Below are 6,710 nucleotides of genomic sequence, written 5' to 3'. Positions count from 1 at the left end.
TCACTGGATTGGACAGCACCATGGCACCTACATCGTAGCGCAATCGGAGGATGGTCTTTATTTAATCGATCAGCATGCTGCGCATGAACGGATCAATTATGAATATTTCTTTCAAAAATTCGGAAATCCTGAGGCAGCTAGCCAACAATTGCTTGTTCCGTTGACGCTTGAATTTACAGCAGGAGAAGCGATGCAATTAAAGGACCTTATTCCTATGTTCGCGCAAGCAGGCGTGGAGCTGGAGTCCTTCGGTCCTCAAACGTTTCTCGTTCGTTCCTACCCGGAATGGATGCCTCAAGGCGAGGAGCAATCCTTGCTTGAGGAAATGGCAGAGCTGCTCATCTCCGAGCGAAAAACGATTGATATCGGCAAGCTTAGGGAAAAGGCGGCCATTATGTGCGCATGCAAAGCCTCCATTAAAGCAAATGATCGTATGAACCGTGAGGAGGGCGAGACACTCTTGACAAGACTTGCAAACTGCAAACAGCCCTATACTTGTCCGCATGGCCGCCCAATCATTGTGCATCTATCGACCTATCAGCTTGAAAAAATGTTCAAGCGGGTGATGTCTTGATTGTTACAACGACGGCGAAGCCTTCAGAACGGGCTTTGGAGCAAGCAAGCCGGCTTTCTGAAGAGCTAGCCGCTTCGCTCAAAGCACGCGGAAACTTAACGGTTAACAAACTATTATCGTTAAGCAATGACAGTCAGCTAATCGTCGTAACCGAGGAAGAGGTTCGTTATTATGACGGACAATCAGAGACGCCGCTTTATTTTCACCCCAGCATGGCATATGTGCGGGTAAAACGGCTGCGGCGCGGTGAAACAGATCCTCTTATCCAGCTTTCGGGATGTTTGGAAGGGGATCAAATCATTGATTGCACAGCAGGTCTTGCTTCGGATTCTCTAGTGTTTTCTTATGCCTCTGGACCTAAAGGAGCTGTTACCGCGATTGAGAGCGAGCCTATCTTATGCGCTATCGTTCGAGAGGGTCTAGCAGGTTATGAAACAAGCCTTCCTGATGTGAATGAGGCAATGAGACGTATTGACATGAAGTGCATGAATCATTTGGAATACTTAAAAGCATTGCCTGACAATAGTGTAGATATCGTTTATTTTGACCCTATGTTCCGGAAACCGATTAACGAATCCAGCTCGATGGAGCCGCTTCGCGGCATTGCAAATATGGACGCATTGTCGGATGAAGTGATTGAGCAAGCAAAACGTGTTGCAAGGAAAAGCGTAGTTCTAAAGGAGCATCAAGCTAGCGGTGAATTTGCAAGACTCGGATTTGAACGCAAGCATGTGAATACTTCGAAAATTGCATATGGAGTGATAAAGCTTTGAGTGAAGAAATAAACAATACGCAGTTAGATCAAGAAGGGCTTCCGATTCGAAAGCAGCCATTGCTAGTCCTCATTGGTCCTACAGCTGTAGGCAAGACACGAATGAGCTTAGATATTGCAAAAGCCTGGAATGCGGAGATCATCTCGGGCGATTCCATGCAGGTTTATCGCGGCATGGATATTGGTACTGCCAAAATCGGACTTGAAGAGCGTGAAGGCATTCCTCATCACCTTATCGACATTTGTGAGCCGGATGAAGCGTATTCCGCTGCTGATTTTCAAGCTGGAGCAACGAAAGCGATCGCGGAAATATCGGAGCGAGGAAAGCTGCCGTTTATCGTTGGAGGTACTGGCTTATATGTGGAGTCCGTTTGTTATCAGTTTCAGTTTGCAGAAATTGGTTCAGATGCTGCATTCCGGCAAGAGCAAGAGCGTTATGCGGCTGAATTTGGCGCAGAAGCGTTGCATGCGCGCTTAGCTGCTATCGACCCTCCAGCAGGGCAGAGATTGCACCCAAATGACATGCGCCGCGTCATCCGTGCGCTGGAAGTTTATCACATGACTGGACAAACCTTTTCCGATCAGCAAGCCGGCCAAACTAAGGTGTCTCCATACGAGCTTTGCCTCATCGGTTTGACTATGGACCGTGCGGAGTTGTATCGTAGAATAGAGCTGCGGATAGATGAGATGATGAAGCTAGGTTTAGTAGATGAGGTGAGGCGACTACTTGAGAGAGATTTGCCGCCTGCAGCGGTTGCTATGCAGGGTCTTGGCTACAAAGAGATTGCACAATATTTACAGGGAGAATGCTCATTGGAAGCAGCGGTAGAGCTACTGAAAAGAGATACGAGAAGGTTTGCAAAACGCCAGCTTTCCTGGTTCCGTCATATGAAAGACATTCATTGGATTGATATGGGGGAAAATTTTCACAACAATTTGCAATCTGTTCATGATATAATAGCAGGAAAGTTTCAAGTTAATCTTGAATATACTTCTAATCAATCTTTTTAAGACGGGGGTAACGTCCAATGAACAAATCGATCAATATTCAAGATACGTTCCTGAATCAGCTTCGCAAAGACAACATACCGGTTACGGTTTTTTTAATGAATGGCTTCCAAATTCGGGGCGTTATTAAAGCGTTCGATAATTTTACGATTATCATCGACAGCGAAGGTCGTCAACAAAAGGTATACAAACATGCTATTTCGACGTTTACCCCGCAGCGGAATGTTTCTCTTATGCAGCAGGATCATAACAGTTCCGATTCATAGGCTTAATCAGTTAGTGAAACTTTCTTATAACGTGTCTCGTTTAACTAGATAGCGGCAGGCAAGAGCAACCCCGCTCCAAGCTGGGTTGCTCTTTTCATTTTGTGGTAAAACTAGATTAGACAGACAATTGAACAACAGGAGGGGAGTCGGCTATGGCTGAACGACCAAGCAAAACAACTGCACCTAAAACTTCTAAACAAAAGAAGAAAAAGAAGATATCAGGAAAGAAATGGTTTTATGGATTATTTTTCACCGCTGTAATCGCCATCGTATGCGGCTTGATCGGATACTTGCTTATCGTGCTGAACGGTGAACGAGTTCTGACTGAAAATGCGAACAAACTGACTATGGGTGAAGCATCCATCATTTATGATGTGAATGGCAATGAAATTTCACGATTGTCCGATCCAAATGAAAATCGTGAGATTGCTGAATTTTCGGAAATTCCAAAGCAACTGCTTGATGCTATTGTAGCAACAGAGGACCAACGTTTCTATGAGCATTCAGGAATCGATTTTTTTGCTATCGGACGTGCTGTTGTGAAGGACGTTATCGCACGCAGCGCGGTTGAGGGAGCAAGTACAATTACCCAACAGCTTGCCAAAAACGTATTTCTAACTGCGGATAAGACGTTTTTCCGTAAAGCAACGGAAGCCTCTATTGCGGTAGCGCTTGAGCACAAAATGTCCAAGGAACAAATATTAACGATGTATTTGAATCGAATATTTTTTGGCAAGAGAGTACATGGCGTTAAGGAAGCAGCCAAGTATTATTTCGACACTGATCTTGATAAGCTGGAGCTTTGGCAGATTGCTACTATTGCCGCTATGCCGAAAGCGCCGAACCGCTACAATCCAATAAATCATCCTGAGGATTCGATGAACAGGAGAGCAGTCGTGCTTAAGCTTATGTACGATCAAGGCTTGATTACGGCAGCAGAGATGGCAGAGGCAAAAGCGGTCGTGTATGAAATTCCTAAAAATCATGAAGAAAGAAATACCGAAAAGTATCCAGCATTTATTGATTATGTGGTTGAAGAAGCGATGGAGAAGACTGGGAAATCCGAGGAAGAGCTTCGGATCGGCGGTTTCCGGATTTATACGTCGCTAAACCCGCAAGCACAGGATACGATGGATACACAGTTTAACGATGATGACAACTTTGAGAAGAGCAAGGATGACCAACAAGTGCAAGGCGCAATGATCATTATTGATCACCGCGATGGCACGATTCAAGCCTTAACAGGCGGCAGAGATTACGTGAAAAAGGGACTTAACCGGGTAGAGGTTCCTCGCCAGCCAGGTTCAGCTTTCAAACCGATTATCTCTTACGGTCCTGCCCTTGAAACGGGCAAGTATTATCCATGGACTGTACTTGCAAATGACAAGAAATGTTACGGCAGCTATTGCCCAACGGATAGATGGGGAGCAACTGCAGTTACGATGCAGCAGGCGATTAAGGATTCTCGAAATCTTGCCTCCGTTTGGATGCTGAATCAAGTAGGCTTGAAGCAAGGGTTTGCTTTTTCAAGCAAGCTTGGCATCGAGCTTGAGAAAGATGATCGTAATTTAACAGCTGCACTGGGGGGCTTGTCCAAAGGTGCAACGCCTATGCAGATGGCAACAGCTTATAGCGTATTTGCAAACGGAGGAAAGTCCGTTGATCCTCATGCGATTTCGAAGATTGAAGGCAAAAATAATTATAAGTATGAATATAAAGCTCCACCTTCCAAGCAGCTCATGTCTGAAAGCACTGCCTATTATTTGACCGAGATGATGCAGACGGTCGTACAAAAGGGCGGTACAGGTACAAGAGCAGCAATTGATCGTCCATTGGCAGGGAAAACGGGTACTACTCAGCATGGTATTCCAGGCTACAAAGGCTCGGGTATCCGGGATGCTTGGTTTGTTGGCTACACGCCGGAGTGGACAGCAGCCGTATGGATGGGATACGATAAGACAAATGTGGAACATATCCTTAAGACGGGCAGCAGTCAAGCGGCTTCCATGTTCTCCAAGGTTATGAAACCTGCAATGAAGGATGTAGCGAAGTCAAGCTTTAAGAAACCGCAAGGCATTAAAGAAAATAAACCGCCGGCAACGATAACAAATTTTAAAGCAGTATTTATTCCAGAAGAAATGAAGGTTCAATTGTCGTGGGATCCGTATCAGGATGGAAAGGTCACTTATCAGGTTTACCGCAAGGAAGCTTCAGAAAGTGACTTCATCCGCTTTGTAGACTCGCTCACTTCCACAGGGGTAGATGATATGAGTGCATTCCCGGGAATGACCTATGAATATTATGTTGTGGCTTATGATGCTGAGCAGGATTTGGAAAGTGCCCCATCTCAAAAAGTTAAAATCAGCATTCCGGAAACAGAAGTGAATCCGGATGTGCCAATGGAGCCGAATCCAGATGAGCCGGACGGAGGAGAGCCTACACCTCCAGTAGAAGGCGGTGATGGAGAACCGACGCTGCCTCCAACTGATGGTACAGATCCAGGAACAACTGAACCGCCAGGATCAGGAAACGGAACGGGTGAACCAACACCAACGCCAACTCCAAACACTGGCACAAATACGAACAACAGCAACAATGCTCTAGGAAATACTGAAACCGGCGGCAATACGTAAGAAACGGGTGGTTAGCAATGGCGAATAGAAAGAGAGCACCATTCTTGTATTTAATCATTGTTGTCGCAGCAGTTATGGTTATAGCTGGCTGCGGCAAGGATGGTTCAGGAAGGGATAGTGCTTCAGCTTCAGCCAAGTTGATGAACTGGGACAAGATGCCTGATATGCAGATTGATCTCGACAAGTCGTACTTAGCAAAGTTTAAAACGACTAAAGGCGATTTTACAGTCAAGCTGTTTACGGAAGACGCGCCGGTAACGGTGAACAATTTTGTTTTTCTCGCTCGAGAAGGCTTTTATGATGGATTAACTTTTCACCGTATTATTGAGTCTTTCATGATTCAAGGCGGAGATCCAAAAGGAAACGGATACGGTACTCCAGGTTATTCAATTCCAGATGAACTAAGTTCGGAAATGAAATACGAAGAAGGAATTGTCGCGATGGCAAACGCAAGCAAGCCTAATTCGGGTGGCAGCCAATTTTTTATTTGCACGGGACCTGATGCTGCAAATTTAAACCGCGAGCCTAATTATACGATTTTCGGCAAGGTGGAGAGTGGCATGGATGTTGTAAAAGCCATTTCGAAGACACCTTTGAAAAACAACTTGCCAACTGAAAATATCGTCATTGATTCGATTGAAATCGTTGAGCAATAAGAGGAATACCGCCTTTCTGGCGGTATTCTTTTTATTTTATCGCAAAGAGCTTGGTTTATTTTGGCTGTCGGCTGGAGATGGACGTTAAGTTATGGTAATCTTTTTTTATAGGTAAATTTCAACTGTCGTTGGTCGCAAAATGTTCGTTGTGTAAACAAAGCCAAGAAGAGCTGTGCAGGTTGCTTGCGAGCTTTTCCCAAATGAACGGAAGGGTACGTTCCGTATGAAGAGAAAATTTTCAGACCGAGCTAACTGGCGGCGTATCTTGCGTAAGAGCTATACGTGCCTAGCGCTGGACGGTGAAGAGTTCAAAGGTCTCGTGACGTTTTACCGGATTCATGAATTGCGTGAGCCGTTATGGAAGGAATATAACGGACGTAGATTATGTTTGGCAGATCGCGGATACTTGTGGATGCAGCATTTTCCAAGAGGCGAGCATTTTGTCGTCACGACGATGTTTGATGACAAGGGACGCGTCGTGCAATGGTATATCGATGTTTGCAAAACACAAGGCTTAACCGATCAGCAGGTGCCTTGGTTCGATGATTTATATTTGGACGTGGTTGTGCTGCCTAGCGGCGAGGTATTTCTCATGGACGAGGATGAGCTGGAGGATGCCTTAAGGCAAGGTGATGTTAATGGCAAGGATGTTGCACTTGCACGCAAAACAGCAGGGAAATTATTATCGAGCATACGAAACGGACGGTTCCGGTATTTTACGCTGAGCCTTAAGCATCGCAAGAGCTTGCTTGCAAAAACCGGGGAATTAAGCGAATCATGAGGAAGGCAACCGTCTCAAGG

General features: G+C 45.4%; 7 protein-coding genes. All 7 read left to right on the top strand.

What is annotated here, in order from left to right; all coding sequences use genetic code 11:
- Positions 1 to 574: DNA mismatch repair MutL family protein (locus tag AC1DSE_RS27285; RefSeq protein ID WP_477528502.1), on the top strand; the 574-nt coding region annotated here is incomplete at its 5' end.
- Positions 571 to 1,347, top strand: a complete 777-nt coding sequence (locus tag AC1DSE_RS27280) for a class I SAM-dependent methyltransferase (RefSeq protein ID WP_441882510.1) — start codon at positions 571 to 573, stop codon at positions 1,345 to 1,347. The genes AC1DSE_RS27285 and AC1DSE_RS27280, both read left to right, overlap by 4 nt.
- Positions 1,344 to 2,357, top strand: a complete 1,014-nt coding sequence (miaA, locus tag AC1DSE_RS27275) for a tRNA (adenosine(37)-N6)-dimethylallyltransferase MiaA (RefSeq protein WP_477511879.1) — start codon at positions 1,344 to 1,346, stop codon at positions 2,355 to 2,357. The genes AC1DSE_RS27280 and miaA overlap by 4 nt, the downstream gene beginning before the upstream one ends.
- A 17-nt stretch (positions 2,358 to 2,374) precedes the next feature.
- Positions 2,375 to 2,620 carry an RNA chaperone Hfq gene (gene hfq, locus AC1DSE_RS27270; RefSeq protein ID WP_477528501.1) on the top strand — a complete coding sequence of 82 codons (246 nt, stop codon included), beginning with the start codon at positions 2,375 to 2,377 and terminating at the stop codon, positions 2,618 to 2,620.
- A gap of 152 nt (positions 2,621 to 2,772) precedes the next feature.
- Positions 2,773 to 5,253, top strand: a complete 2,481-nt coding sequence (locus AC1DSE_RS27265; RefSeq protein WP_477511878.1) for a transglycosylase domain-containing protein — start codon at positions 2,773 to 2,775, stop codon at positions 5,251 to 5,253.
- 17 nt (positions 5,254 to 5,270) lie between these two features.
- Entirely contained in the window at positions 5,271 to 5,909 is a 639-nt protein-coding gene (locus tag AC1DSE_RS27260; protein ID WP_339202718.1) for a peptidylprolyl isomerase, read from the top strand.
- 223 nt (positions 5,910 to 6,132) lie between these two features.
- Positions 6,133 to 6,690 (top strand): ribonuclease FAU-1 family protein, encoded by a 558-nt coding sequence (locus AC1DSE_RS27255; RefSeq protein WP_076265800.1) that lies wholly within the window; start codon positions 6,133 to 6,135, stop codon positions 6,688 to 6,690.
- Positions 6,691 to 6,710: the final 20 nt, after the last annotated feature.

It is taken from the genome of Paenibacillus sp. 01L418 (assembly GCF_056400045.1).
The sequence above is the reverse complement of the archived record's forward strand: the minus strand, read 5'-3'. Positions and strand labels throughout refer to the sequence as shown.